Annotated in this window: 21 protein-coding genes and 1 pseudogene; 5 read left to right on the plus strand and 17 right to left on the minus strand. The window is 68.0% G+C overall.

Annotated features, from left to right (window positions below; translation table 11 throughout):
* Positions 1 to 270 precede the first annotated feature (270 nt).
* From EJ357_RS00655 to EJ357_RS00700, 11 genes are all read right to left on the minus strand, one after another.
* Entirely contained in the window at positions 271 to 3996 is a 3726-nt protein-coding gene (locus EJ357_RS00655) for a serine protease (RefSeq protein ID WP_126387590.1), read from the minus strand.
* Complete coding sequence (locus EJ357_RS00660) at positions 3975 to 4334, minus strand: CU044_2847 family protein (RefSeq protein ID WP_126387591.1); 360 nt, start codon at positions 4332 to 4334, stop codon at positions 3975 to 3977. Before EJ357_RS00660 ends, EJ357_RS00655 begins: the two co-directional genes overlap by 22 nt.
* Before the next feature lie 500 nt (positions 4335 to 4834).
* Entirely contained in the window at positions 4835 to 5509 is a 675-nt protein-coding gene (locus EJ357_RS00665) for a hypothetical protein (RefSeq protein ID WP_126387593.1), read from the minus strand.
* A gap of 84 nt (positions 5510 to 5593) precedes the next feature.
* A complete protein-coding gene (locus EJ357_RS00670) occupies positions 5594 to 6265 on the minus strand; it encodes a hypothetical protein (protein ID WP_126387595.1) in 672 nt (223 codons plus the stop codon).
* 157 nt (positions 6266 to 6422) lie between these two features.
* Positions 6423 to 6770, minus strand: a complete 348-nt coding sequence (locus EJ357_RS50670) for a DUF6527 family protein (protein WP_407698545.1) — start codon at positions 6768 to 6770, stop codon at positions 6423 to 6425.
* Positions 6771 to 6820: 50 nt separating this feature from the next.
* Complete coding sequence (locus EJ357_RS00675) at positions 6821 to 7984, minus strand: ThiF family adenylyltransferase (RefSeq protein WP_126387597.1); 1164 nt, start codon at positions 7982 to 7984, stop codon at positions 6821 to 6823.
* The gene (locus tag EJ357_RS00680) at positions 7959 to 8219 is read right to left on the minus strand and encodes a multiubiquitin domain-containing protein (protein ID WP_126387599.1); all 261 of its coding nucleotides are present in this window, start codon (positions 8217 to 8219) and stop codon (positions 7959 to 7961) included. Before EJ357_RS00680 ends, EJ357_RS00675 begins: the two co-directional genes overlap by 26 nt.
* A 117-nt stretch (positions 8220 to 8336) precedes the next feature.
* Entirely contained in the window at positions 8337 to 8621 is a 285-nt protein-coding gene (locus EJ357_RS00685; protein WP_126387601.1) for a DUF3892 domain-containing protein, read from the minus strand.
* 147 nt (positions 8622 to 8768) lie between these two features.
* A complete protein-coding gene (locus EJ357_RS00690; protein ID WP_126387603.1) occupies positions 8769 to 9794 on the minus strand; it encodes an ImmA/IrrE family metallo-endopeptidase in 1026 nt (341 codons plus the stop codon).
* 15 nt (positions 9795 to 9809) lie between these two features.
* Positions 9810 to 10520, minus strand: coding sequence for a hypothetical protein (locus EJ357_RS00695; RefSeq protein ID WP_175647250.1), 711 nt, complete (start codon positions 10518 to 10520; stop codon positions 9810 to 9812).
* A 13-nt stretch (positions 10521 to 10533) separates the two neighbouring features.
* Positions 10534 to 11136 carry a hypothetical protein gene (locus EJ357_RS00700; RefSeq protein ID WP_228472884.1) on the minus strand — a complete coding sequence of 201 codons (603 nt, stop codon included), beginning with the start codon at positions 11134 to 11136 and terminating at the stop codon, positions 10534 to 10536.
* A gap of 367 nt (positions 11137 to 11503) precedes the next feature.
* Here EJ357_RS00700 and EJ357_RS00705 point away from each other — a divergent pair, with 367 nt between their 5' ends.
* On the plus strand, positions 11504 to 12649 hold the full coding sequence (locus tag EJ357_RS00705; protein ID WP_228472885.1) for a three-Cys-motif partner protein TcmP: 1146 nt from the start codon (positions 11504 to 11506) through the stop codon (positions 12647 to 12649).
* 11 nt (positions 12650 to 12660) lie between these two features.
* Here EJ357_RS00705 and EJ357_RS00710 read toward each other — a convergent pair whose 3' ends face one another.
* From EJ357_RS00710 to EJ357_RS00725, 4 genes are all read right to left on the minus strand, one after another.
* A complete protein-coding gene (locus EJ357_RS00710) occupies positions 12661 to 13428 on the minus strand; it encodes a DUF5131 family protein (protein WP_126387605.1) in 768 nt (255 codons plus the stop codon).
* Positions 13429 to 13739: 311 nt separating this feature from the next.
* Positions 13740 to 15275: a caspase family protein gene (locus EJ357_RS00715; RefSeq protein WP_126387607.1), complete on the minus strand. Its 1536-nt coding sequence runs from the start codon at positions 15273 to 15275 to the stop codon at positions 13740 to 13742.
* Positions 15265 to 15648 (minus strand): effector-associated constant component EACC1, encoded by a 384-nt coding sequence (locus EJ357_RS00720; protein WP_126387609.1) that lies wholly within the window; start codon positions 15646 to 15648, stop codon positions 15265 to 15267. The genes EJ357_RS00715 and EJ357_RS00720 overlap by 11 nt, the downstream gene beginning before the upstream one ends.
* 1022 nt (positions 15649 to 16670) lie before the next feature.
* The gene (locus EJ357_RS00725; RefSeq protein ID WP_126387611.1) at positions 16671 to 16985 is read right to left on the minus strand and encodes a hypothetical protein; all 315 of its coding nucleotides are present in this window, start codon (positions 16983 to 16985) and stop codon (positions 16671 to 16673) included.
* Between the two features lie 475 nt (positions 16986 to 17460).
* Here EJ357_RS00725 and EJ357_RS00730 point away from each other — a divergent pair, with 475 nt between their 5' ends.
* Both EJ357_RS00730 and EJ357_RS48895 read left to right on the plus strand, forming a co-directional pair.
* Positions 17461 to 20796: a hypothetical protein gene (locus EJ357_RS00730; protein ID WP_126387613.1), complete on the plus strand. Its 3336-nt coding sequence runs from the start codon at positions 17461 to 17463 to the stop codon at positions 20794 to 20796.
* 728 nt (positions 20797 to 21524) lie between these two features.
* Positions 21525 to 21608 (plus strand): annotated as a pseudogene (locus tag EJ357_RS48895) (IS21-like element helper ATPase IstB); the annotation flags it as partial.
* Between the two features lie 16 nt (positions 21609 to 21624).
* Here the strand turns inward: EJ357_RS48895 and EJ357_RS00740 are convergent.
* Both EJ357_RS00740 and EJ357_RS50950 read right to left on the minus strand, forming a co-directional pair.
* Positions 21625 to 22098 (minus strand): hypothetical protein, encoded by a 474-nt coding sequence (locus EJ357_RS00740; RefSeq protein WP_126387615.1) that lies wholly within the window; start codon positions 22096 to 22098, stop codon positions 21625 to 21627.
* A 394-nt stretch (positions 22099 to 22492) separates the two neighbouring features.
* A protein-coding gene (locus EJ357_RS50950; protein WP_456114832.1) for an IS630 family transposase occupies positions 22493 to 23565 on the minus strand; the annotation gives its coding sequence in 2 pieces (ribosomal slippage) (positions 22493 to 23119 and positions 23122 to 23565; 1071 coding nt in all).
* A gap of 167 nt (positions 23566 to 23732) precedes the next feature.
* Between EJ357_RS50950 and EJ357_RS00755 the strand changes: the two genes are divergently transcribed.
* Positions 23733 to 24146: a hypothetical protein gene (locus EJ357_RS00755; protein ID WP_126387621.1), complete on the plus strand. Its 414-nt coding sequence runs from the start codon at positions 23733 to 23735 to the stop codon at positions 24144 to 24146.
* Positions 24147 to 24297: 151 nt separating this feature from the next.
* On the plus strand, positions 24298 to 25368 hold the full coding sequence (locus EJ357_RS48900) for a hypothetical protein (protein ID WP_407698546.1): 1071 nt from the start codon (positions 24298 to 24300) through the stop codon (positions 25366 to 25368).
* Positions 25369 to 25398: the final 30 nt, after the last annotated feature.

Raw genomic sequence — 25398 nt, forward strand, 5'->3', positions numbered from 1 at the left:
GGCGAAGCAGGGCCATGAACGCGTCGGCCGGTCGGCAGCTGCAGTTTCCGGCGTGGGCTGTCCGAGCGGCGACTCGTCGGGGCCGCCGCGAAGGACGGTGCCGACCGCAGTCGTTGTTGCCGCACTACCTGGACCGGGTGCTTCTACGTGTTGTCCGCGACCCGGTGCCTGAGACTCTCGATGTAGTCCGGGCGGAGCGCCTCGTGCAGGTCCTGAAGTGGCACTGCATGACCTACTTCGCCGACGACACCGACAACCGTCCGCCGTCCATTACAGATCCGGCAGGCGTGTCCGCGTCTGGTGGGTGCCGCCCGGTGTATCGGGGGCGGGGTCCCACGATGCCGGGCCCTCCCTCAGGCGGCGCAGATGCGGCAGGTTACGCATCGCCTTGGCCGCCCATGCTCGCTGAAGGCGTGAGTAGTTTGAGTCGTTTGCGACGCGGGTGAGGAGTTCGAGGACACCCTTGGCCGCGCGAGGACGGTGGGAGTCGCGCGGGTCCTGGACCCTGTGGACACCGGCGGCGTACCAGTCGAGCAGGCGAAACGCTTCGTCGCGGGCCGTCTCAGGCATTTCGGGGTCGATGACCAACTGCACCAGGATGGCGGTGAGGCGGGGGCTGTGCCCGCCCGGCTCAGCCTTGGTGAGCGCTCGGGCGGCGGCCACGCGCGCGTGCTCGTCGAGCACACGGTCGGCGGCCAGGGCAGCGAAGACGTCGGCCGCGGACGCATGCCCCGTGGCCTGCAGCTCGTGTGCGGCGCCCAGCCTGATCGGCGCGGCGACCGACATGTCGCCGGCCAGGGTGGTGAAGAGCTCGTCCGCGCGCGGGTCGTGCAGCTGGGCGAGTTGCTCGGCGACCCGCAGGCGGGTCGTCTGGACGCGTTCCCCGCCGACGGGGTCGGCGTCCAGTTCGGCGGCGAGGGAGGCCAGCAGGTCGGCGGCCCGTTTGTCACCGGTGTGGGCGAGTTCGCCGAGCGCGGTGACGCGGGTCCCCGGGTCGAGGTCGGAGTCGGCGCCGTAGGAGGCGAGAAGCTCCGCGTAGCGGTCAGCGTCGGTGGAGCGCAGGGTCCGCATGAGCTCGTATCGCAGCGTGCTGTCGGCTGTGCTCTCGCCGGCCAGGGCCAGCAGTAGTGCGGGGGCGCGCCGGTCACCCGCTGCCGCGAGTTCGCGGAGCGCGAGGGCGCGGGCGTTCTGGCCCAGTTCGGGGTCCTGGGCGTAGGAGAAGAACAGTTCGGTGCAGCCTCTCGGGTCGGCCGAGCGCAGTGCGTTGAGCACGTCCCGACGCAGCCCGTCGTGGAAGACGGGGTCGGCGACGATGGCAAGGAGCTGCCTGCCGCGGGAGGTGTCGTCGAGCCCCTCGAGGATGCGCTGCATGGCCTCGACCCGGGCGAACAGGCCTACGTCGGTGTCGGCGGCGATGCTCAGCAGGGACTCGGTGTAACCGCTGCCGCGCAGGGCACCCAGTGCTCGGGCAGCCATGATGCGGTCGTCGTCGCTGACCATGGGGTCCGTGGCCACGGCGGTGAGGATGCGCGCGTCTCTGCCGTCGCCGAGAGTGCGCAGGTGCTGGGCGAGTTCGCGGCGAAAGAAGCCGGTGCACTCTGGCATCTTCGCGGCGGCTGCGAGCGTGTCGGCACAGCGGCGCATGGACTTGGGAGCGACTGCGATGCCGTCCGCGACCAGTTCGGCAATGAAGCGGGCGCCCTCCCAGCCTTTTCCGCAGCGCCACAGGGCTCGGCCGAGCAGGGGGCGCTCCGTTACAGCCGCGATGAGGAAGCGGGTGAAGGAGTCGTGCCGTCGCCATTCTGGGGGCGGGCGTCTGGCCCAGCGGCCGAAGACGTTGCGCAGCTCGGTGTCGGCTCGCCGGGGGTCTACGGCGACACGTTGCGCGGCGAGGAATTCCAGCAGAGTCTGGTGGATGAAGACGAGGTCGCCGCCGCGTTCCGTGAACAGGCCGCTGCGGCGGAAGGTTTCGCGCAGGATCTCTCGCCAGACCGGCTCGGGGAGGTCGGGAGGGCGCTGGTCCTCAGTGCGTGCGGCGAACAGCTCGACTGCCGACAGCTGCTCCCCGTCCAGCCAGGCCAAGGCGAGTTCTCCGGCCAGACCCACGACCTGGGCGGGCAGGCGCTCCACGGTGCGCACTGCCGATGTGCCGTACTTGGCGGCGGCGCCTGTGGCCTGGGCGATGATCCCGGAAGCCGTGTCGCTGTACTGCCTGCTCTGCAGAAGCCCGATGAAGGAGCGGTACACCTCGTGCCGGGTGGTCGGCAGCGGGGGTTTTGGCTGGTCGGCGAAGAGTTGGCACAGCATCGTGGCCATGAGCGGTACGCGTACGAGCGCTTCGCGACGTCGCTCGCCGAACTGAAGCGTGAACTGCTCCGCGGCACGCTCGGGGTCGGGCAGACCGAGGGCGTTCAGCCAGCGCTCGGCGAAGTCCCGCAGCTGGCGGGTGTCGAAGGGCAGAAGGTCGAAGACGGCGGCCCGCCAGGCCGGGGAGCGCGACGTGGGCAGCTCCGGCACGGGACGCGTGGCGATGACGCATCGGTACATCGTCCCTTCGGGATCGGCGGCCCGTATACCCGCCAGCCTGGTGAGCACGACCTGACGCTGCTCGGAGGCCAGCAACTCGTCTAGCCCGTCCACGAGTACGAGCCATGACGCATGCGTGGTGGGCGGCCCCCGGAAGAACTCTGCCGACCAGGCCTCCAGCGGACCGTACCGCCCGGCATCGGCCCGGACTCCGGCTTCCAGCGCTTCGGCCAAGGGGCGGTCGGGGACCAGATCGGCGGCTTGTACGTAGACCGGGACCAGCAGAGGGGTGGACGTGGTGCGGTCGGGGCGGGGGCCGGGCCCCTGCGGCGCGGACTGTTCGTCTGCGCCGTCGCCCGAGCCACCCCCGCCCTGGTCACCTTCCTCCCCGGCCCACCCATCACCCCACCCCGCCACGCACTCCCGCACGAAGCTGCGCAGAAGGCTGGACTTGCCGGCTCCCGGTCCGCCGACCGCCAGGGCGTCCATGTGGTTCTCGATGATGGTCGCGGCCGACACCCGTTCCTCGGTGTCCGGTTGGTCTGGCCGCGTCAGAGTCTGTATGGAGTGGGCGTGTTGACTGACGTAGACGGTCGACAGCGGCGGGGAGACGTTGCCCGGTGCCACTCCGGGATAGGGGTGGGACTCGGCCGCACGCGCGGCGGCTGCGAGGTAGCCGCGCAGGCGGCGGCCGGGGAACGCCCAGCCACCCGCCTGGAGTTGGTCATCGGTGAGGGTGCGCAGCCAGGGCTGGTCGACGTCCCAGACTCCGCTGCTCACTCGCGAACTTACCGCGCGGGCCGCGGACTTGTGCAGCTCCTGGACCTGTTGCGGGCAGCGCGAGAGCAGTGCCGCGGTGGAAAGGGCGTGCACGCTGCCGGAGTGGTCGGACGTGCAGAGCATTCCGCAGACGGCGCCGGTGCGTTTATTGAGGATCGCGCTGCCGCTATAGCCCCCACCGATGGGAGGACCCCAGAACCGTTCCAGCAGGCCGGGTCCGTCCGGGTCGCGCGACGAAGGGCCCTGGTAGTCGAGTTCGACCGACTGGCCGCTATGGAACATTCCCTCCGGGTGCCCCCGGACCCAGACCCGGTCGCCGTCCCGCAGGTCGTCGTGGAACAGCGCCCAGGGGTCGGCAAGGGCGGCCAGGCCGCTGGCGTCCGTCACGACTCGCAGAAGGGCCAGGTCGAGGCCCGTGTTCCGGTCGCGGAAGTACAGGGCGGGGGCGGGACGCAGCCGCAGTTCGCGGTCCGTGCCACCCACCCGGGCGTACACCACTTCCGGGAGTGTTTCAGCGCTGTCCGCGACCACGTGGGCGCACGTCGCCACGGTGCCTGGCGCGATGAGGAAACCCGTGCCGGATCTTCGCGACGCACCATCGGGTGAACGGATCATCAGCGCCACCGTCGCCGCCGTGAGCAGATCCCGAGTGGTGGTGCTCAGGGCGGTCACGGCGTCGGCGCGGCCCATTCCAGTGCGACCTTGAAGGTGGACCGGGCTGTGGCCTTGCCAAGGACCGCGACGAGCGTGCCGGACTCGACCGCGAACTCGCACGCGAACTCGACGGTCGCCTTCTGGCTGCCGGTCTGCTGCAAGCGCGTTCCCACCGCTCTGGCGACCCCCACCAGCGAGTCCAGGGCCTCCTCAAGGGTCGGCCGCGAAGCCGCGATCTCCTGCTCGTCCGCACCGGCTTGGCCGGACTCCAGCCGCCGCACCGACAGATACAGCGGATGTCCTTCCACTGTCACGGGAACCACGGCCGTTTCGTCCCCGGCCGTCGTGTCGGCCCCTGCCCGCTCGTCCAGCACCCCGCGCCTCCCCTTCACCTGCCCACGCATCGCCCGCGCAGCAGCGTTCAGCCTAGTGATCCCGTCGGTCGTCCGTCGGAAAAGCTGCTCGGATCACTCCCAAGTCCAGCATCGTGTCCGGCACCTTCACGAAGCACACTCCGTCTTCCGGGTCGATCGCGACCGCGACCGGCCCGCGCAACCAAGCCGACCTTTCCGGCCGCGCCCACCTGAGCACGCACCACGTTCCCGATCTCCACGTGGATTGGACTGAACGCGAGGCGCTGCTGCGTGTACCAACCGCCGGAGCCACGAGGGGCCGAGATCGGCTACGACCATGTGTGGCTCGGCACCGCGGCCGAGCTTCTTCCGCATTCCAGTGGCCGGCCCAAGCACCCGTGGGCGGAGCTGGATAAAGCTGCAGGTCCGACAGAGCAGGGTCATACAGCACCGCCTCGTGGAGACCCGGGTGAGGGTGCGAGACCCATGGGTTAATGACCGCCGTATGGCCCGGCAACCGCTCAGTCCTCGCCCTGGTACTCGTTCTCGGTGCCGTCCACGTCCGCGATGAGAGCGAACAGCGACCGCTCCGGGGCCACCGGCAGGGACACGGTTCCTTGAGCGGTGCCGTCCATGTTCGTGGCCGTGGCTGTCCAGGGCATCGTCAGCGTTCCGGACATCGGCCGCTCGGTCACGGCTACGAACAGCGCCAGGTCCTCAGATAGCCCGACTCGCACGTCCTGCGCTGGGAAGACAACCGTCGTCTCCTCGACCTCGATGTCCCACTGTGACGGCACGACGCTAGGCGCCGCGGCCGTGAACGAGTACGGCAGGAGAGGGTGAGCGATGGGACCGATGTGGAACTTGTTCACCGGCCCGTAAGGGCGGGGAGCTTTGAGGAGACCGCTCAAAAAGGGCTCCCTTCTGTCCCGATCCTCAGGATCCATGGGAACCAGAGCGAGCATGCCGTCTGGCATCACGAGCCTTACCTGCACGTCCTTCAGGTGAGTGTGCGTGTTGTTGTGCAGGCGCAACGCAACGCACGGTGCCGCAAGCGCGGCCACTTCCGGCAGAGTCTGTGGGAGTGCTCCCCGGAGCACCTCCAGGTACAGCTCAACCTCTCTGAGGTACCCGTCACGGCCGCGCGGGTCTGGCCGCGTCCCCATCGCGATCTCCGACGCGAGGGTCTGCATCATCTGGTCCACAGTGCTGGCGTGGTCCGTAGCGGCAGGCGGCTGACGAGACGCTCCCGTTCCGCGTTGATGACCTGCTCCAGGACATCAACGCGGAACGGTCATGGGGGTCACCTCGCCCTGCTGCACAGTGAGGGTCAGGTCAAGTGTCTGGTGCTTGCGCAGGAGGCGCTCGCCGAGGCGGTCGATGTCGGTGGCCCGGGCCCGGTCCGTCCGGCCGGGGCGTCGCACGAAGATCGCCGCTTCGCGGATGGTGTCCTTGTCCTTCGCCTGGTCCGATTCGCCGCGAGGGGGCGGCGGGATCTCCTTGCGGATGCAGAAGATCGGATCGCCCCAGTTCGGCGGGCTGACGGTGACGATCAGGACCGGCAGCTGTTCGTGCCCATCCTCGCTGACGTGGACGTAGGTGGTACGCCAGTCGATGCCCTCCCCGACATACGGGGTGATCCACCGCTCCAGCTCAACGCTGTCGATCTCTTCAACGCCGTGGTAGCCCTCCGGGTCAACCCCGACGACCAGGAACCCGTATCCCTCCGCGTTGCGCAGGGCGACGTCAGGCTGGCGGTTGGCAAAGCCGATGATGGCGCGTGCCAGATGGGCACGGGCGCTCTTGTCCGCCTTGTTTCTTGGCCGGAAGTCCAGCGTCGACTTCCATTCCAGCCAGTCCAGCTCGTCCGCTGCGCTCGCCGCGCGGATCGCTTTCACCAACTCCAGGTAGTGCGAGGCACGTACGGGCGCGCGGCGCGTGTCGAACTCCAAGGCCACTAGCGGGTCACCCTTCACTCACTCCCTCGCAGTATCGCTGCTGACGGGATTGCCGAGCGAGTGCTTTCCCCACGAGCCCGCCCCTAGCCCGTAGACGTCGTCCTCGCGCGGCCGGTGCCGCAACTGACGATGGGCAGCCCGATCGTTGCCCCTACCGTCGCCACGACTGCAGGTGGCGACGCAGCCTGGTCAGCGTCCTTGGCCTGTGTTCTTTGGTACTTGCGGCTAGCAGACGACGGTCACGATCCCTGTTCTGGACGATTTCTGCCGCCGAGTAGCGCCGGCTCCATCGGACACGGCCGTCATGGATCCAGTAGTGCGACCAGCAAGGGAGTGCCCAGTTGCCGACAGAGGGGGTGAGAGACACGTTCTCGCCGTCGTAAGTGATGGCCCATTGTGCTGGGGAGAGTGGTGTGATGACCTCGTGGCCGCAACCGCAGCAGCAGAGGTGACCGCAGGTGCGGTAGGGGATCGAGACGTACAGCACCCCTGCGTCCATCGTTTTGGGGAAAGTCTCGGTGAAGACCGGGCGCAGGGTGTCTTGTGCGGTCACGGCAGGTCCTCGTTGGCGATCTCGTTGGTGATCAGCGAGTAGGTGGTGTGGTTCTCGTCGGTTGCGTCGGCGTAGATACCGATGGAGCGTTTCCAGCGGATCACGGCCAGGACGGCGTTGAGCGCGTTGAGATCCGCGGTCTGGATGTTGCGTGCGTAGGCGTCGCGTTCGGGGGCCGGCTGGGGGATGCGGTGGCGGGCTGCAGCTCGGCGGCCTGGGAGGCTGGTGGTGACGCGCAGGAGTCCGGTGAGCCGGCCGTCGATCTCTTCGATGCCCATGCCGACGTCGATGAAGGGTACGTTGTGTGCTTCGAGCCAGTCGATGATCATCGGTTTGCTCGCCGCGTCGTCGGAGGCAAGGAACACGAACGTGGCCCCGGTGAGCAGGTCGAGGTTGTCCTCGTCGAGGTATTGCGCGCAGGCGGACACACCTCGGTGCATGTTCGCGTAGACCGAGGCAAGGTAGGTGGCCTTGGGCGGGCGGTCACGCAGGGTGTCGAGGGTGGGGGCACCGGGGGCCCGGAAGGCGTTGTGGTTGTCGAAGGTGTCGCCGTCGATGAGGAGGATCGAGTCGACCTCGGTCTTGGCGACCTGGTCGAGGATGTAGCTTCCGCTGCCTCCGAGGCCGACGATCACGATGCGGTGGCCTCGAAATCGGCGGTTGACGGCCGCGATACCGGCTCGGGAGGTGGCGGTGTCGCGGTAGGTGAAGGGGCTGTCGTCCTCGGTCTCCTGCCATGCGGCGCCGGGGGTGGCCGTGGCGTCGAGTGCGTGTGCCTGGTCGGCGATGATCCTCGCGTACGCGGTGATCTTCGTGTACTCGTCGGGGTAGCCGTCGGGGCTGGGTTTGCTGGAGAGCATGAAGTTCGCCTGCATGCCCTCGGCGATCATCCGGGTCTCCGGATTAGCGAGGGGCAGGGGGCGGCCGTGCTCGTCGCAGGGGGTGGAGCCGCTGAACCAGATGCGGTGGTCGGTTCCGGAGACCAGGCGGTCCCCGCTGATGGTCACGGGGTAGGCGAGGAAGCCGTGTTCGAGGGTGCGGTTCTCGGTGACGTACGGGATGTGCCGGACGATGATGTGGCCTGCGTGGACGACCACGTCGTAGCCGTCGTCGAGGAGGCGGGCGAGGTCGGGGTCACGAGCGGGATGTGCGGTAGGCATCGAAGACCATCCCCTTCTTGACTCTGACGCTGTGGCCGGCGGTGAGGCTGCCCGTTCCGTGGCCCTCGTGGCCGCGGCTGTAGCGGACGGTGTAGATGTCCTGGTCGTTCGGCGGCTCGCCGGGGTAGGCCAGGTCGACGACCTGCTCGAAGGCGATCTCCTTTGCCTCCCAGGTGTGCGGTCGGGCGTTGACGATGATCGTGACGGGCGCGGGCCCGCGGCTGTCCTGGGGCATAGGTCCTCCCGGAGTGAGGGTGCCGTGTGTTGGCCCGGGAGTGCCTCGGGCGGGGCTGGGGCGTCTGCCGCGCCGCCGGAGGGGCGGCGCGCCAGACAGTCGTGTTGTGGTGGCGGGTCAGCGCCGGGGAAGGGCGAGGAGGTTGTTGGTCCACACGCCGTCGGCGTGGGTACGCAGGTACTTCTCGCCTCGGGTGGGCGTCACCACGGCGACTTCCGTGCGGTGCCCGGCTCGGTCGCTGGTGTAGGCCTTGCCGGCCTGGTTCTCGATCCAGTCGACGATCTGTGCCCGCGTGTTGTTGCCGGTCTTGCCGGACGCCTGCTCGGTCCACCACAGGTGGATGATGTGTTCGTGCATGGTGTCGCCGGTCGACAGGCGCACCGCGGTGATCTGGATAGCCATCGTTCTGTTCCTGCCGGCGAGGTTCCGACGGCGCCCGCGGCCGGCGCCCGGGCTCCGTGATCACCCCTGGATGGGGTGCTTCGCCTGGGACGGACGACGTAACTCGCGGGTAGGGGTGATCGCCGTGCAGATGGGGGTGGCGAGGCGTCAGTCGCAGTCGAGACAGCGGTCGCTGTCTGCAGAGAACATCGAGGGCGGGTGCAGGGTGAAGCAGCCTGGGCAGAGGCGTTCGGGGACGCGGGGCGGGCAGGAGCAGCGGCCGCATTCGGGGCACGGGGGAATGTGGCAGCGCTGGCAGGCGGGGTCGAAGGAGTGGTACTCCTCGCTGCAGTTCGCGCAGATGTAGTCGCGTGCCTGGGGGCCGGTGTCGGGGGTGGGTGGGGTGAAGGCGCGCCAGGGGGCGGAGTCGGTGACGAGGACTGCGACGAGGTAGCCGTCCATGGGCGCGGTGTCGGTGTGCAGTTCCCGTCCGAGGATGCCGTCGCGGTAGCGGACCTGTGTCAGCCCTCGTGCGTGGCCGGAGCCGGACAGTGCGCGGTCGATGACGGCTACGTCGCCTTGGAAACTGCCGCGCCGCAGAGGCGGCAGGCCGTAGGAGGCGGCGAAGGCGAGGTGTCCCAACGGGTCCAGGAGGAGGATGTGTCCGGAGGCGGGAAGATGCTGGGCGGCTCGTACGCAGACTGCCATGCGGGAGGCGTTGCTCGCCTGCCACAGCTGGGTGATCGCCGAGGCGGTGGGTCCTTTGGCGTCCAGGTGCTGGTTGACGAGGGGCGTGGGAAGCAGGATCTCGGCGGCGAACGCGTCGCACGCTGCATCCTCCAGCAGGAGGCCGCCGTCGGATTCCCTGCCGAAGGGCTCCATGAGGGCGAAGCTGTTCTTCTGCAGGTGGTGGCCCAGTTCGTGCAGGGCGGTGAAATCCCGCCGTGCGCGGCTGACGGACGTGGCGACGGACAGGTGCGGTGGCGGGCCGAAGTCGTACGCTCCGGCGACGCTGCACCCTTGTTCCACCAGATTCTCGTCGACCTCCAGGACGGTCAGCTCGGGCCAGGTTTTCAGCTCTGCCAGGGCGCCTTGTGCCAGGCGCTCGACCGCGCCGGGACGAGCCGCTTCGAGTTCCTGGATCATCGCAGCGGCCTGGGTCCGGGCGGCATCGGCGCGCACGTAGTTGACCACGCGGTGTACCCCCCTTTATTCGCCCAGCCGCAGTTCGAAGTAGCGGTCCGTGCGTGCCATCCAGCTCGGCTGCGTGCGGTCGTCGTCGCGTGCCGCGAGCGTGTAGATACCGTAGGCGGCGCGCAGCCGGGCGTCGCGTTCGGTCTCGTCGTGCTGGGCAGCGAGCGCCTTCACCTGCTTGCGGCGCAAGGGACGGTTCAGTTCGTGCACGACGGCGGACGGCAAGGCAGGGTTGGCCGCGAGCAGCTGGCTGGCCGGCTGCTCGAGGCGATCGGCTAGCGTGGCTGCCTGGTCGGCGGTCAGTGCCAGTTGCCCCCTCCAGACGGCGAGCGCCTGAGGCGGCGGCAGTTTCAGTTCGGCCCCGAGCTGTGGGGCGGTGATGCCGTGGTCACGAAACAGCTGGTTGAGGCCTCCCGAGCCTTGGGGAGCCCACTGCGCAGAGGCAAAGAGCGCTAGCTGGTCGGCCAGGACTCCGCGATATTCGATGGCCGGCGCGGACAAGCCCGTACTGCTCCCCCACCGCGTGCCGGGCACGGCGTCGGCGAGCGTACGGGCGGTGAGGGCGGGAGGGCGGTTGGTCAGCTCGCTGACCTGCCCGTCCAGCACACACCACGGAAGGGTGGCTTCCAGGCCCCACCACAGGGCCAGTGGCTGTTCGAGGGTGGTCGCCTGGGCGGGCAGGAGCAGGGTGTCGGGGTCGGCGTACCGTTCGAAGGAGGCTGGCACGGCGCGCAGGATGTCATCGTCGCCGGCCGCCGTGATCAGCAGCAGCTGGATGGTGTCGTCCCATACTGCGCGCCAGATCTGGCCGGGCTGCGGGTCCTGGGACCGTCTGCTTGGGGGTGGGGCCGGAATGGTTCCAGCGGGTGATACCGACACCTGTCACCCGTGCCGCCTGTGCGATGAGATCGTCGAGATCTCCCTGCCACACAGCTCCTTCGGCATGCTCGGCCAGCGCCCAGCGCGGCGGTGAGCCCTTGCTCTTCCGGTAGGCCGTGTCCTCGCTCATCAAGTGGGCGATGCGGCGCCGGAGCTTGCCCCGCGGCGTCTTCTTCGCGTCATCGATAAGGAAGTTCTTGATCGACGTGAGGAACAGTCGCTCCAGGGAGGCCTCGTCGGCGGCCTGGGCGAAGCAGACGGTCACGAACCGTTGTCCCGCTCCTTCCTGGGACAACATCGCAATGATCACGTCGTAGGCCGCGTCATCGCTCCAGACAGTGTGCCCTTCCGGGGGCGGAAAGCCGGAGGCACGGCGCACCTGGTGGACCAGCAGCCGCAACAGATCAAACGTGGCAGGCCCGAACTCGCCGGTCTGCAGCTCCTCGAAAGCCCCGCTGGCCACGAGCCACCCCCGATCTCCTGCTCCCCGCTCGGCGCCTGCAGCGGCCGACCTTCAGGTCTGCATACACCAACGTGCAAACCTCAGGCGCGCGACGCGCCCAAGACCCCTTGCCTCGCGGAACAGCGCAACCAACTGGGCGTCTCTGGCCGATCGGCCGCGGGCACCCTGCAATGGCACGTCCTGCCTGGAGCGGTTCGACTCGGCCGACCGGTGGTCGAGGCAACAGGTCGCCGAGAACGAGGCAAGGGCTGCGGCGTACGCCTCGGCCGCATCGGAAACGTGCGAACCCTCTCACTCACGGCCGTCATGGGTCTCGGATCGGACGGAAAGGCGCTCTGGTGCCTGACGGATGCTCAGCGGACAATCGATGCACATTCTGTTGACCGAGGGGGCCGGCATGGGTGTTCTGTGGCCGCTGGAGCCTGCTACGGCAGCCAAGCATCGCCTCTACCAGCGGTATCTCGATGCGTGGTGGCCCATCCTGCTGCAGACGTCGCAGCGCACCGGATACAGCCGGCCCCGGGTGACACTGCTGGACGCGTTCGCCGGACCGGGCCGATACGAGGGCGGAGAACCCGGTTCCCCGGTGTTCATCCTGGACCGGCTGCTGAACCACACCGCCGTTGACCGGATGAACCTCACTCCTCAGCGGGTGCACCTGGTCTTCATCGAGAAGGACCGGGCCCGCCACGAACACCTCGTGTCCGAACTGACCGGCCAATTCGGCAACCTGTCGGAGCTTCCTGTGCGGGTGGAGGTCCGGCGCGGGGAGGCGGGGCGGGACAGCATTGCAGTGCTGAGCGAACTGCATGCGTGGGGTCATCCCATTCTCGGGATCTTCGACAGCTGGGGCAGCGTGAACGTGCCGCTGGAGGTGACGCGCAGGATCGCCCGTAACCGTTCCAGCGAGGTCATCACCACTTTCGGGCCCAACTGGTTCAGCCGCAGGGAAGAGCTGAACGCCGACGTCCTCGACACGGTTTTCGGCGGCCGTCAGCACTGGGCGCCGGCCGCGGACGAGGCCCGGCCCGATGAACGGTGGCGAGCGTGGCTGGGCACCTACCGCAGCGCGCTGCGGCGGGCGGGCTTCGCGTACCAGCTGCAGTTCCGGCTGGTACCGCGCACCGGGCAGCCCCTGTATCTGGTGTTCGGCACCGGCAGCGACGCGGGCCTGAAGGCGATGAAGGAAGCGATGTGGAAGGTCGACGACCGCGACGGCGAAAGCTTCCAGGATCCCCGTACCCGCGGCGCCCAGCCTGTCGGTCAGCTCGATCTCTTCCAGGCGTTCGAGACGTGCGACCCGGAACTGCTGGAGCTGGTGGCGCAACGGCTCGCGTCCGGCTCCGCCCCAGTGGAGGCGGTCGGCCAGTGGCTGCTGACGGAGACCTCCCGCTGGATGCCGACGCACGCATTGAAGGCGGTGCGGCAGATGCGTCAGGATGGCTCCGTAGTGATCCTGTCGTCGGGCAAGCTCACCAGCAAGAGCCAGGTGAGCCTCCCTGCTGCCGCCTGACGTCCCGCTGTTCAGGCCGGGGCGCGGTCCCGGGCTTGTGGATACTCCCGCACCCGTAGGCCGGCGGGGAAGTGTGTGATGTCCTTGTGATGGGTCTTGTTCCAGCACGAGCCGAGCTGCTTGACGAACGGGGCCGTCCCGGACTGCCTGCACTGCTCGACGATGTCGCCGGCCCAGGCCAGGTCCATCGGCCGGGCTCCCGGGCCGGACTCACCGCCGACGATCGCCCAGTCGATGCCGTCCAGGTCCAGGCCCTCGAGCGGGCCGAGCAGGGGCTCACACGACAGGAACCGCACCGACGCCGGCACCAGCCGTAGATCGTCCACGCGCGGCAGTTCCTTCGCGCTCTCCACCGACACGCCCATCCACAGATTCCCCGGCCACTGGAGCCGGTCCGCAACCTGCCGTAACCGCCGCGCCCGCTTGGTCAGGACCTGATAGGTATGCTGCGGCGTCGACGCCATCACATCGAACACGTGCTGCACGTAGTCCAGGGGGACCCGGGCGTGGAAGAGATCGCTCATGGAGTTCACGAACACCGTGCGCGGAGTGCGCCAGCCCAGCGGCACCCGCAGCGCCTGCGGATGCACGGTCAGCCCGAAACCCGGACCAGAGGTACGGGGATCCCCGTCATTCTGATACTTCGCCGACCCCATCGCCTTCAGCCGCTTGGCGAGCGTGATCGCGTAGCAGTTGTCGCATCCGGCCGACACCCGGTCACAGCCCGTCGTCGGATTCCAGGTCGCCTCGGTCCACTCGATAGAACTGCGGTCGCTCACCGGTCCCCCTCCACCCTCGTCCAAGCTGCCTCGGACCTGCCGTCCGTCACGGTGCGCTGCCTAACGATGCCGCCCCAACCGCAGTAGCGGGATGCGTACACGGGTATGCGACCGCTTCTGATACCTTTCCCAACCTCATTAATCGAACCTCCGTTTGATGACGGCCGGGTCAGGGGGCAAGTCATGCAGCCCTAAGCCGGCGCACCGAGGCATGGACGCCGTGCACGACGACCCCACTACATCGCCGCGTTGCTGCGGGCGAGGTACAGCGACGGCCCTCCCGTCTCGCCGGAGCGCAAGGCCGTGCCTCTTTAGCAGTCGGCAAAGAGGCCGACTGCCTTGCACACTTCAGGCATTTCAGTGATCGTCTGTGTGCCCGCGTAGTAGCGGATGGCGTTGGGATACCTCTTGCCTTGCTCCCGGTACATCACAACCTGGCCTACCAGGGCGCTGATCTGCCATGAGTCACCCATGGCAGTGGCGAGCAGACGGAAGGCCTGATCGGCGCTGAGAGAGCTGTCCGGCAGGGCGAGCCGCACCTGGTCGAGTTCGTTGTCCCTGGGCTCGATGCGCAAGCCGTAAGGGAGTTGGGCGCGTAGTTGCGCGGCCATCTGGTGCGCCGACACTTCGGAGGGTGGATCGTCGAAGCGAACAGACCATGACAGGTCGATGGGATGGAGCACGTCGAAGTGGTCGCCGCTGCGCCGGTGGGAGTCCCTCATCCTGCCCGCGTCGTTGTTGCCGAAGCCGCTGTTGTTCCACTGCGGAGAACGACCCTGGGCATGCAGGTGCTGTAGCACCAGGCGCTCCGGCGCCAGGACACTGAGGTCGTCGTCCAGTTTGAGATAGCTGAACGAGAGGTCACGGGCGTCGATATGGCAGCGTCCGCTGATCTTTCGCAGGTGCTGGCCGAGACGGACGGCGATCGAACGGTCGCCCCGTGCGGCGTAGAGGATCTCCGGGGCACCGCCAGACTCCCGGTGCAGAACGTAGACGCCGGGCCAGTCGTCCAGCGTCGCGATACTCCCGGCCGTGAGGGCGTGGCGCGGCTGTGCGGCGAGGATCCGAAGGAAGTGGTCCACGTGTTCCTGAGGGAGCAGCCGGAATCCGGAACCGCCGGCGTACGCGACGTTGCGGCTGAAGGGGTAGGACTCGACCGTGTCGGTCCCGCGCTGGTTCGGCTCGGGAAGACCGCGTGCCTTGAGTGTGCTCTTGAGTTTGGGATAGATGTCGGTCAGAGCCAGCGCTGGCGGGGCGCCCGGGATGCCGCTTCCTACGACGTCACACAGGACTTGAGTGAAGGATGTGCTGGCGGTCTCGTCCCGCGACGGCACGTGCGCGACCTGGTCGGCTGCGGTGAGCGTATAGACGCCGCGGATGTCGGTGCTGTCCACGAGCTGGCTCTCACCGGCACCCGCCAGGCCTTGGATGATCCGGCCAGAGTAGCAGCAGTCGAGGATCACGAGCTTCACCTGGGCCGGGGAGTCCAGCAGAGCGCTGCGGACCTTGTCGTACTCCAGGCCGGTGAGGTCGGGATAGCGCAGCTGGGTATCGCCGGCGGCCAGGCACAGGGAACCGGACCTGCTGACAACTCCGTGGCCGACAAAGTAGATCAGCAGGGTACCTGTGGTCTCCTCGGCCAGGCGGTGCAGTTCCAGGGCCAGGTCCGTGGCCCCGGCGGGGTCCTCCAGAACGTGCACCTGGTCCTCGGACCAGCCGCACAGCTCGGGGCTGGTCAGCAGCCGGTGCATCGCGTGCAGGCTGTTGCGCGCTGCGGGCACGTCCAGGAGGGAGGGGTCCCGGTACTGAGAGACGCCGATGAGGATGGCGGCGTCGTCAGACTCCATCGGTGTCCTCCCCCAGGAATCTCTGGATCAGCGCCTCGGCCTCGGCGGCGTCACCGGTCTCAAGTTCCAGGGTGCGGTCGGCCCGGGTGATGGAGATGCGGATCGTGGTCGGGGTACGGCGGTTCTGCAACCAGGTGGCGAGGGAGCCGGCCAGGACGGTGGCGATACCGCCGGAACCGAGGGACACGGTGAGCAGTTCGAGACCGGCACCGAGTTCGTTCTCCGCAGGTGCGGCGGGCAGGACGTGGAGGCGCCCCTGGAGGCCGCGTTCACCGCGGAGCCACCCAATCAGCGCCAGGCGATCGTCGAGTTCGCTCGCCGAGTCGAGCCTGATCTGGACGTCTGTCGCCCCGGTGTCTTGGGTGCTGTGCATGGCGTGCTCCCCCGCTGCTGCGCATATCTGACGCCCGGGGCCGCCCCGGGCTGGTACGCGAAGTCACCCTACGGGGCGGGCCGGTCCTGTTCGGGACAGGCCCGAGGAAGCGATGCCACGCCACGGCACTGGGCCGACTCGGAGCCTTCACACCAGCGCCGCTCGACCGCCGCAACCGGCTGCCCCTTGCCCCTGAGCAACCGGAACTCGGGCCTCCAGGATGACGGGCTCGGCGCCTGGTGCGCTCCGGGCAGTGCGGTGCCCGTCCGGGGCGGGACGGCATGGTCGTTCCTGGATCGCGTCGCCGCCTGCTACGGAGGGGGGCCTCGGGCCGTGATGAGACCCTCCCCGGCACCTCGCGCACACAGTCTGCGCCCCTTCAACACCAGCGCTCTTCGACCACCACCACCAACGTCCCCTCACCCCTGAGCAGTCAACGCTCATGTTGAGCAGAGCACGGCCACATCAAGCAAAACCACAGGTAAAGCCAACTCTCAGAGGCACACGCTCAACCAAGCCCCAGAGCTACCTTTCAGTAACTTCCGCCGAACTCCGCTCTCCAACACTGAGCAACGCCCTGGTGAGCCTGCAAGGACTGCTCATCTCCACGAGAGCCGCAACATCCGAGCGGACTCGCGAGCGGGCTGCTGTTCGGGCTCTTCTTCATGGCGCCTGCCGGGCTTGCAGTCGGGGCAGCAACCGGCCTTCTGACCGGGTTCACGGCCGCGGGAAGACGTCCACCCAGCGCTCCGAGCACGCGACTGCGCTGGTCTGCCCGGGCATTCGGGCGCCGACTCCTCTCCGGGCTGGCGTATGGGATCCCTCTGGGTCTCCTCTTTGGGCTGATCGTTGGGCTCGCGTTCCAGTACGTGGGCTCGCTCGGCCTCGGCCTCGTCGTCGGACTCTTGATCGGCCCGTCCCTGGGACTCACCGGCGGGCTCGTGACGGTGAAACCCGATCTTGCTTCCGCTGCCGGCCCGTCAGCGGTGCTCAGATCAGACCGACGCACGTTCCTGGTGTCCTCACTCGTGGGCGGGCTGGCTTTCGCAGGGGGCTTCAGCCTGTGGGCCGGGCTGGCCGCCGGACTTACGGCCGGGCCGGGTTGGGGCATAGGCATCGGGCTTGCGGTGGGTGTTGGGGCCGGCCTCACGGGCGGGCTCGTAGCCGGCCTCGAGACGGCAGGGGGCCACTTTGCCGTGACGAACGTCTTCTTGTCGGCACGGCGACGAGTGCCGTCGGACCTGATGGCGTTCCTCGCCGATGCGCACGAACGCCACGGCATCCTTCGACAAGTCGGAGCGGTGTACCAGTTCCGGCACATCGACCTTCAGCGGCACCTGGCGACCAGCTCCCGGCCCTTCGGGCCCCCTACGGTGGTGATCAGCTGCGGGGATCTATCCGAGCGTTTGGTCCGTGATCACGTGGTCCTGGACGACGGACTTGATGTGCTCGGCAGCCGTCGCAGACGAGGGAAGTGGCCCAGCGGGCAGTCAGCGGCTGTGGGCGCGCCCCTGAGCCCGTTGGGCACTGAGGATCGCGGGTCTTCCTGCCACAGGCCCCCTGTGGCCTGCGAAAGGCGGCGTAGCATGTGGGGTTGTGAATCTTCCGGCTCGTGTACGGCAGGCGCTCAACGAGGCCGTTCATCCTACGGAGTTCGAGCGGTGTGCTTGTGCCCTGCTCCAATCCCGCTACCCGGGACTCTCGGCGGTGGAAGGCGGCCACGACTTCGGCCGTGACGCCGACATCTACTTCCCTCACGGCCGGAGTTCTTCCGGAGCGCGTGGACGTCTTCTTGTCACCACGGGGGACCCAGTGGCCAACGTGCGCAACGGCCTGCGCCGTATGGAAGAGGAGGGTCTACGGGTCGATCTGGTCGTCGTGGCCTGCTCACGTCCGGTCGATGCGCGAACCCGCAGGGTGCTGGACCAGATGTGCACGGGTCGGGGGCTGCCGCCTGCGGAGGTCTATGCCCAGGAGTGGTTTGTGCAGCAGCTGGTCCAGGATGCGGCGTGGCGCCGGAGTCTGCTGGGTATCGAGGGCCGGCTGGGGGTTCTACTCGAGGTGCCCTTGGAGACCACTCCGACAGCGTCTCCGCAGGTACTGGTCGGCAGGGAGCCCGAGCTCGAGGCCCTGTCCGGGGCTGTGGCGTCCGGTGAGGACGTGGTGCTTGTCGGTGTCCCGGGGGTGGGCAAGACGCGGTTGACCGGGCAGCTCGGCGAGGGCGCCTTGTACCTCGGGACAGCTTCCCTGCACCATCTTTTTGACGAACTTTTATTGACGCGGCCCGGCGCGGTGATCGTGGACGATGCGCACGCTCATCCCGAGGGAGTGCGTGCAGTGCGACAGGCCCGCCAGCAGACAGAGCATTCCTTCTCTGTGGTGGCAACCACCTGGCCCGACCGTCTCGAGGACGTCCTCAAGTGGCTGCCCGGTGCGACGGTCATCCCCATTGGGCTCCTCGAACGGGCACAGATGAACGAGCTGGTGACCTCCGTAGGGGTCACGGGCTACCGGGCTCGGGCAGCCGTGCTCGAACAGGCGGCCGGCCGCCCCGGCTGGGCGGTGACCCTGTGCGCGCTACTGGCCGACGGACAGGACGGGGATGTCTTCAGCGGCAGAGCGCATATGGCGCACGTCGAGCGTCATCTACGCGAAGTCACTTCCTCGCCCACAGTGTTGGACGTGCTGGCATGCGTTGCCGCTCTGGGCGGGGCCTCGCCGGAAACCTTGTACGAGCTGGCACCCCTGGTCGCTGTGGCTCCGGCCGAGTTGTCGGGCGTCATGGAAGACCTTGCGCACAACGGCCTGGTCGAGTTGGCCCGCGGCGCGTGGCAGCTGCAGCCGACACTGTGCGCGCCGCTGGTGACGCGATGGTTCTTCACCAGCCCGGTGCGCCGACCGTGGGGCACGCTGACGGCCGCGTTCCCCAACCGCGCGCTGGATCTCGCCTCGTCGGTGATGTCGGCGGCCGCGGCGTCTCCCGCCCCGCAGGCACGGGATCAGGCGGAGACGTGGATCAGGTCACTGCCCGCCCCTACGACGTGGAGTGCCGACATCTTCGCGGTCGTGGCGCAGTACGCACACCTGGATCCGCGGGCGGCTGCGTTCGCCGTGCGGGGCGCGTTGACCGCGCTAGCCGCCGAGCGCGAACCGGTGGAGATCTACGGGGTGAGCGTCGATCCCGTCGGCCGGGCGGCGGTCCAGCAGCTGATCCAGAGCGCGCGCCAGTTCCTGCTGCCGGAGGCGGTCGAAGGGTTGCTGTCGTTGGCCGTGGGCGACACCCGGCGCCGGCACTCCACCCCGGAACATCCGCTGCGGGTGCTCAGTGACCTGGCCATCGTGGTCGATCCGGACTTCGGCACATCCCTGGAGATTCGCGCGCGTCTGCTGCAGGCGGTGCTCAGCTGGATGCGGCAGCACCGCAGTTCGGTCGAACAATGGAGTGTGGCCACCGAAGCCGTGGCTGGCATCTTCAGCGTCGGGGTGTCGGGCGACTGGACCAACCCAGGGGCGCTGGACACCATCACGCTTGTCCGAGGCATCGACAGTGCCGACAACCTGTCCGGACTGCTGCGCCTGTGGGATCAGGTAGTGCCGGCACTGAACAGCGAGCCGGCGCAGGAGGGCGATATCGCCTGTCCGCCTGCGGCGCTGGTCGTGCTGCTCGAGACGGCGCTGGAGTGGGTCCGTCTGGGCCTGAATACCGCAGAAGGGCAGGACCGGGCTCCTTCTGCCGAGCATCGGCAGTGCGGTGCCGAGGGCGGAAGGGTCCTCATGGACACACTCCGACCGCTGCTCCAGCGCAATCCAGGCACAGCGCTGCGCGCGCACCGGGAACTCGCATGGCTGAGGCCGCGGGCAGAAGAGGTCGGCCACGCGTTGCCCGACTTCGACATCGATCTCGATCTCGAAGCCTTCTGCGAATGGGCGAGTGTCCGCGTCACCCGTGACTACGAGGAAGCCACCGAGGAAGTATTCACCCGGGCGCAGGCACTTGCGGAGAAACTGGTCGCGCTCGGATCACGTGCAGGCGTCGCGCGGTTCGACGAGCTGGCCGCGCAGGCAGCAGTCGCAGGCGACAGCGCCGCCGGGCATCTGACGGCCGTCCGCATGGGCGAGTTGATGACCGACCCGTCTGCCTGGCACCAGGCGGCCGCCGCCTCGGGCAACGTACTCCTACTCGGGGCCGCCCTGCGGCAGTGGTTCAACGCGGGCCCCGGGTGTGTCCCAATTCCTGTACTCCGTCGCGCCCTTGAAGGTACCTCCACCCGGTCGACGGTCATCAGCACCGTCCTTGCACGAGACGTCGTGGACGAGACCGGAGAAATGGTGATCTCCTCGCTGACGTCGGCCGACACGGCCCTGCTGGAGATGCTGATCCGCCACGAGCCGGACGAGGTCATGCACCGGTTGCTGGTCCACTCCGTCCCCGCCATCGCAGCCAGCGCAGCCATCAACTTCTCTGGCCTCGGCGCACCTCACGGCCCCGCACTACCGTCGGCATGGCGCACCGCCTGGCGTACCGCCGTCGAAGGCCTGCGCCTCGATGACTTGTCCCAGCACAACCAGTGGCGGGCGGGCCGAGTTCTTGGCCATCTGGCGCAGCACGACCCCGACACCTTCGAGGCATGGTTCCTCAAACGTCTGCACGAGATGGCAGACCGAGGCTGGTATACCTCACCTCTCCCCCACGACAGCGACAGCATTCTGTCCTTCCTCCCGCACTCCCACCGCCTCCGTCTCGCTGTGCACTGCGTCGGCCTGTCCCGCATTGGCCACAGCGCCCTTGTCCACCTGGTCGGCTCGGACACCGAGTTGGCCAGGCGGTTGCTCGACGAGCATTCGGTCGCTCCGGGCGAGTTGGTCCCCGCGCTCATGGGACAGCGCACCACGGCTATGGAACGGCTTTGCCTCCTGCTTCTGGAGCGGGGGGTGGAAGCAGGGCAGATCGCTGCGGCCGTGGCCTGGTACGACTTCTGGTCAGGGGACCGCTCCCGCCTGCACGTCGAGCTCCTGGAGTACTTCGCTGACCTCGCCGACCGCGTCCCCGCGCTTCAAGCCGTGGCTGCAGCAGGACGCCTGCAACAGCAGGACCTGCTGAGGCAAGCCGAAGATCGGGAACGCGCCGCTCGGATCCGCGGAAGATGACCCGGAGTGAGGGCATGACTTGCCTGGTCCCGGGCGCAGTTGGTGATAGGGATGAGAACTGCGGTGGCAGCCGGGGGGTATGACGGGTGGATGCTTGGACGTGTGAGGCGTGCGGCGACGAAGTGCCCCAGCTGGAGATGGAAACCGCGGCGGCGGCTGTGCGACGGCATGCACGCGCGGCCGGTCATACGCCCGCGAGTGTGCGCAGACAGTTGTCTGGCGGCACGGTGCAGCGGTGGCGCACTCCGGAAGACCGCGAGCGTGTGAGGGAGCACGATCAACAGCGCAGGCGCCCGCCTCGTAGAGAGCGAGCCACCCGTCACGAGCCCACCAGCGCCGGCCAGGTGCGCCCGTCAGAAGCTGGCTGGGGCGGGCGCACGGGCAAGCCGTGGCCGGCGGGCACCACACGCAGTCGGACCGGCATTCAGGACGACCTGCAGCTCATCAAGAGCGTGGGTGCTCTGTCCGTCGTAGCGGTCGTGCTCGGGTTCATCCTGGTACAGCTATTCGGCGAGCGCGGGTACTGCTGGAGGCACCAGGATGCAGGGCCAGGCATGCGCAACGGTCACAGGGCATGCTGGGAGGTGGGCGGGACGACGGTTGATGCGGTGTGGTCCTACATCGGAGTCATACTGATCGTGGGCGGGGTATTGGCCGTCATCAGCGCTCTGGCCTGGACTTTCCGACCGTCCGTACGAGGCTGGTGACCGGCGAGGCCTCCATGCCACTTCGGCGGCAACATCATCGAAACCGGCACCGACTCCTACCGCCTCGCCACCCCCCGCGCCCAAGCGGAACGAGCAGCCGTTTGAGCGCATTCCTCCTGCTCTATCGAACTGGCCCGCACTCATCGACGATCACGGTCGGCTCTGACAGGAAGACATCCTGGTCGACGGGGCTATAAGCGATGTTGAACGTGTCGAGCCAGTACGACCAACCGCGGATTCCCAGGGCGCTGGTGAACCGGTAGTTCAACTGCCAGCGGACCCACTGCCCGGGAAGCATTCGAACTGCCGGCGGCCTGCGCGGCCGAGGCGGCAACCCGAAGAGCGGCTCCACACGAGCGAGCACTCGGAGCCGATCACCTTCGTCCCGCAGGCTGACACCGATCTCGCAAAGGTCTTTCGGGCTCGAACGTGGCTCGAAGCCGTCACGCTCGGACATCTGGACGAAGTGGGCAAACCCAGAGGGCACCTGAGGCAACGAGAAGCCGACCGGCGCCGCGTTCCTGCGGGCAGCGGCCTCCCCGCCCCGAGACTGCTTCGTCCAGGACGTCTTGATCCACTGCACCGTGATGTCCACCGCACCTGCCCTTCGCCGAGAGCCTACGGTCAACATTTGCTTGACGTCACTCAGGTTCCGACGCAACTGCCTGCTGCCAGTTCTCAGCAACATTCCATAGGGGTAGCGACCCAGACCGCTCTCCGATTCGTTCGGAACGCGCCCCGGTTTGGGGGAACCGACCGCTATTCTCCCGTCTACGTCAGCGCACGGTTGGGCAGGTGCACTGCCAGCCCTGGCACAGCGACCGAAGGTGCTGAACCTTGTAAGGCATTCAGGCAGCATGAGAGAGGCCGTGCAGTCAGTAAGGGGCGTTCCAATCAACCTCGTTCACGCAGATGAACTCTTCCCTGGGACTTCCTGTGGGCTCTACGCTCGTGGGATGTCCCAACGATCAGAGTTACTGAGTTTGAACTCATGAAGTCGTAGGGGTGAGGGAGAGTCCGGTTCCGGCGAGGCATCCGTCGATGAGGTGAGGGCGGTACTGGATCTTCCTCATTCCGTGGCGGATGGTCTGGATGAGGTGCTCAGGGGTGGTGAAGGCTGTGTTGGACAGCCAGCCGCGGCGCAGCAGCGACCAGATGCCCTCGACCGGGTTGAGGTCGGGTGCGTAGGACGGCAGCTGGTAGACGGTCAGCCAGTCCTGCCGGGCGATGAACTGCCGCATCCCGTAGGCCAGATGGACATTCAAGTTGTCCCAGACGAGCACGATCGGCCCGCCGAGCTGCTGATGTGCGGTGATGAGCAGGTCGCGGTACTCGGTCCAGGCGAAGCTCTTGCGCCCGTCACGCCGGCCGTCGTCACGGCGCGGCCGGTAGATCAGCCTCGACCGTTCGCCGGGTTTGTAGCAGGCCAGCGCGGCGATCGAGATCCGCCGGCGGGAGCGGCCCCTGACCCGGATCACAGGCGTCTGTCCGCGGCGGGCCCAGGTGCGGGTGACTGGCGGCGTCATCGAGAAGCCGGACTCGTCCTCGAAGACGATCCACGCGTCGAGCGCCGCCGCGGTGCTTCCACCTGCGGCCAGGTCTCCTTCACCCAGCCGGTGACCTGTTCCTCATCGCGTTCGACAGCACGTCTTGTCGGGATCTGGCAGGAGAAGCCGTGCCGGATCAACAGCTTGCGCACTCCTTGCAGGGTGTAACTCTTATGGAAGCGCCGACCGATCACGGTCTTGATCCTCGACAGCGTCCACCGCTGATCCGGCCAGCCGTGCGCAACCGGCCCCTTCACCAACTCCGCCTCCAGCTGGGCGAACTGGGCCTCGCTCAGCCTGGGCGGCGAGGCCGAACCCGCCGAGCGCAGCGCCCGCGGCCCGCCCCTGTCCCAGGCCCGCCGCCACCGCTGCACGGACCGGACGCTCACCCGTAACTCCTTGGCGATCGCTGAGCTCGGCTCACCAGAGGCGAACCCCTGGGCCGCCTTCAACCGGATGCCCTCACGGAACTGCCGACGCTCGTCCGACAGACCGCCGCCCTGCGCATACCTCATGACAACGGCGTACCGCGAGGATCAAGCGCTGTCAGCCGCTACGACAACCCGAGTTCAAGCTCAGTAGGCGTCCACTACCGGGGGAAACCGTGGAAGTGTCGACCTTAGTTCTGTTGGGGGCAGCAGGAGGTCTGCTACGCGGGCTCCTGGACGTCTACACGCAGTTCATGAACTGGCAGGCGGACCGGCGCGCCCACCGGCAGTCGCCTGAGCAAACCGAAACACCGCGATTCCAGGAGTACTACGACCCCATTGCCGATCCCATCGCGGCCGTTGTCCACAGTGCGATGGGGGCGGGAGCCGCGGTGCTGTTCGGCACCACAGGGCAGATCAGTGGTGCCTATGCGGCCCTCGTGGTCGGGATGTCAGCCCCCATGCTTCTGACCCAGCTCGGGCGGGTCCAGTCGGTGAGTGACGTGGTCACGGGCAATACACAGGCCAGCAATATTGCGCAGATCGAAGTCATCTCTCAGCCGGCCCCGTCTGCCCTGCAACCGGACCCGACGCTGACCAGGAGCCAGTTCCCCACGCGTGTTGCGGCCGACAGCCGCCAGTCCGTCCGCGAAGAGGGGACGCCATGACCGCGCCCCTCCAGCACGTACTCGAAGCGGCAGGGTCAGAGCCGGACTCAGCTCGGACTGATGCAGACCACGTACCGGCATGTGGCGAGGTCTCTGGCCGAGTCGGCCGCCGGAGGTCCCGCATCATGGCGGAGCGAGGGGTGCGCTGATGATGAACAGCGTTCCGCAGCACCTGCACAGCGAGGACCGCCAGGAGTACGAGCGGATCCTCGACGAGGCGCTGCGCTCCGCACCACACCGCCCGGAACTGGCCGCTGTCGGACAGCGGCTCAACCCCGAACAGCTGCGCACCATGGCGCTGAACGCCACCGCACTCATCACGGCGGCCGCGGCGACCGAGTACCAGCACTACATCCGCGTCCGTGAGGAACAACGCCGGCCAGCGCCCTCCAGCCCGTCACCGGCGCGCCCGTACGGCTCCACCGAGCCGGGCATGGGCGCGATGGGGCTCGCCACCACGATCGGAGAGGTCGCCTCTGCGCGGCCCAGTCCGGCAGCCGTGGTGCTCAGCCGCATCCTTATGGCTGTCTTGGGCCTTGGACTCCGTGGCAGTCAGGTGAGTAATCCGTCCCGGCAGCCGGAGCAGCTGTCCTTTGGACGCCGCCTGTCGGCGGCACTCCTGGGGGTACGCCTCCGCCCAGTTGCACCGCCGGTGGCCAGGGCGGCTGCTGCAAGGGAACTGGCAGTCAAACTGAGCGGTTCGTTCCGGGCTTTCGCTGTACTCGCCGGCCTCCTGGCTACGCTCGCCACGTTGCTCTGTCTGTTGCTGGGCTACGTCCTGGAGGAGTTTGGTGCTGCGGCCTCGACCGCCGAAACCTTGGTCACCACTGGATGGATTCTCGGCGCGGCGGTCGCAATCCCGATCCTCATCGCCATTGCCGCAATGTTGTTCGGCGCCCGACGCAACCGGCAGGCCTTCGGTTCCGGACCACACGGCGAACTCAACGAAGAGGTGGCCCGGGCCAAGGAAGCCTGGCGCGAAGCCCTGCTAGAGCGCGGCATCCTGCCCTTCCTTCGTGAGGCACTCGCCGACCCCGGCACGGCGGCGGCCCTGCACCGCATGGCCCCGACGACACCGGCCGGCCGCATCCCGCACCTCGGCTACAACCGGCCTGGTTTCGACAGCCCGGACGGCGGCCCCGTCGCAGGTCCGCGCCCGAGCTACACGAGCCCTGACTACACCAACCAGGACTCCGGAGGGCCGGAGCACCAGTCGGAATAGCACCGGGCCTGCGCGGATGGTGCGAAAGGG

This window comes from Streptomyces cyaneochromogenes (assembly GCF_003963535.1).
Taxonomy (GTDB): Bacteria; Actinomycetota; Actinomycetes; order Streptomycetales; family Streptomycetaceae; genus Streptomyces; species Streptomyces shaanxiensis.

Bases quoted from the DNA above. Each gene is read 5' to 3' on its own strand.
- EJ357_RS00720 (WP_126387609.1), bottom strand. From the start codon at position 15,648: ATGCACAGCACCCAAGACACCGGGGCGACAGACGTCCAGATCAGGCTC.
- EJ357_RS00665 (WP_126387593.1), bottom strand. From the start codon at position 5,509: ATGATGCAGACCCTCGCGTCGGAGATCGCGATGGGGACGCGGCCAGAC.
- EJ357_RS50670 (WP_407698545.1), bottom strand. From the start codon at position 6,770: ATGGACGCAGGGGTGCTGTACGTCTCGATCCCCTACCGCACCTGCGGT.
- EJ357_RS00655 (WP_126387590.1), bottom strand. From the start codon at position 3,996: ATGGGCCGCGCCGACGCCGTGACCGCCCTGAGCACCACCACTCGGGAT.
- EJ357_RS00755 (WP_126387621.1), top strand. From the start codon at position 23,733: ATGAACTGGCAGGCGGACCGGCGCGCCCACCGGCAGTCGCCTGAGCAA.
- EJ357_RS48900 (WP_407698546.1), top strand. From the start codon at position 24,298: ATGAACAGCGTTCCGCAGCACCTGCACAGCGAGGACCGCCAGGAGTAC.
- EJ357_RS00675 (WP_126387597.1), bottom strand. From the start codon at position 7,984: ATGCCTACCGCACATCCCGCTCGTGACCCCGACCTCGCCCGCCTCCTC.
- EJ357_RS00685 (WP_126387601.1), bottom strand. From the start codon at position 8,621: ATGGCTATCCAGATCACCGCGGTGCGCCTGTCGACCGGCGACACCATG.
- EJ357_RS00715 (WP_126387607.1), bottom strand. From the start codon at position 15,275: ATGGAGTCTGACGACGCCGCCATCCTCATCGGCGTCTCTCAGTACCGG.
- EJ357_RS00705 (WP_228472885.1), top strand. From the start codon at position 11,504: ATGCACATTCTGTTGACCGAGGGGGCCGGCATGGGTGTTCTGTGGCCG.
- EJ357_RS00680 (WP_126387599.1), bottom strand. From the start codon at position 8,219: ATGCCCCAGGACAGCCGCGGGCCCGCGCCCGTCACGATCATCGTCAAC.